At 69.0% G+C, this 1,658-nt stretch carries 1 protein-coding gene; it reads left to right on the forward strand.

The genetic code is table 11. The features are described from left to right. The first annotated feature begins 103 nt into the window (after positions 1-103). On the forward strand, positions 104-1,612 hold the full coding sequence (locus ACFWP2_RS39570; RefSeq protein WP_380460975.1) for an ISL3 family transposase: 1,509 nt from the start codon (positions 104-106) through the stop codon (positions 1,610-1,612). The last annotated feature ends 46 nt before the right edge of the window (positions 1,613-1,658 follow it).

Below are 1,658 nucleotides of genomic sequence, written 5' to 3' on the forward strand. Positions count from 1 at the left end.
GGCTCTTACAAGATTTTCGTAGCTGGTGATCGCTTCAACTTACCTGTGGTGTCGCCTGGTTGGCGGTGAGACGCTGTCTGGGTGTGTTGTCGTGGTGGGGGACCTGTTGCCGCAGTTGGCCGCGGTGCAGGTCGAGCGTGTGGAGGCCAGCGGGGATCTGCTGAGGATCACAGCCCGGACCAGGGATGACTTGCCGGCGGCGTGTCCGTTGTGCGGGCAGTCGTCGGACTGGTTGCACTCTCGATACGAGCGGCATGTCGCAGACGAAGCGGTGGGCGGTCGGGCGGTCGTGATCGACTTATCGGTGCGCCGCCTGTACTGCGAGAACCCGGCCTGCGAGAAGGTCACCTTCGCCGAGCAGATCGACGGGCTGACCCGGCGCTACCAGCGTCGCACTCCTGCCCTGCAGAAGGTGGTCGACGCGGTCGCGGTGGCACTGGCCGGGTCGGCCGGGGCCCGCCTGCTGGGCGTGCTGCACCATGCGCTGACCTGGGCGAGCGTGCTGAACTGCCTCATGCGCATCAGCCTGCCCGCCCGGACCGTCCCGCGGGTGCTCGGCATCGACGAGTTCGCCCTGCGCCGGGGCCACCACTACGCCACCATCCTGATCGACGCCGCAACCGGCGAGCGCATCGATGTCCTGCCGGACCGCAAGATGGAGACGGTGACCGCCTGGATGAAGGCCCACCCCGGTATCGAGGTCGTCTGCCGGGACGGCGCCGGGGGCTTCGCCCAGGCCACCACCGACGCCGACCCCGCGATCACTCAAGTTTGCGACCGCTGGCACCTGTGGCACGGCCTGGCAGAGGCGGTGTTGAAGGAAATTGCAGCCCACAGCGCGTGCTGGGCCAAGGCCGGGCCGCCCCTTCGGGAAGGCACCCGCGCCGCTACCACCCTCGAGCGGTGGCAGCAGGTCCACCAACTCCTCGATGCCGGGGTCGGCCTGCTGGAATGCTCCCGCCGTCTGGGCCTCGCGCTGAACACGGTCAAGCGCTACGCCCGCCACACTGAGCCCGAGCGCCTGGTTCGGGCGCCCCTCTACCGGCCCACCCTGGTCGACCCCTACCGCGACCACCTGCGCCGACGCCGGGCCGAGAACCCCGCCGTGCCCGTCACCCACCTCTTGCGCGAGATCAAGGAACTGGGCTACACCGGCAGCGCGAACCTCCTGGTCCGCTACATCAACCAGGGCCGGGTCGAGGCCGACCACGCCAGCCTCTCCCCGCGCAAGGCCGCCCGCCTCCTGCTCACCGACCCCGACCACCTGCGCGAGGACCAGCGAGTACTGCGTGACCAACTCGCTGGATCCTGCCCGGAGATGACCGCCCTGGCAGGGGCTGTAGGCGACTTCGCCGTCCTCCTCATCCCGAAATCGGCCAACGCCGAGGCGCTGACCAGATGGATCACACGGGTCCGGGCCACGGACCTGCCGTTCCTGCACGCCTACGCCACCGGTCTCGAGCGCGACCGCGCCGGCGTCGACCACGCCCTCACCCTGCCCTGGCACAACGGCCGCACCGAGGGCGTCAACAACAAGATCAAGCTGCTCAAGCGGCAGACCTACGGCCGCGCGGGTCACCGCCTTCTACGCCAGCGCATCCTGCTCAGCTGACCCAGGGCCCAGGACGATCACCGACTACGAAAATCTTGTAAGAGCC

The sequence above is a fragment of the Kitasatospora sp. NPDC058444 genome (assembly GCF_042721415.1).
Lineage (GTDB): Bacteria > Actinomycetota > Actinomycetes > Streptomycetales > Streptomycetaceae > Kitasatospora.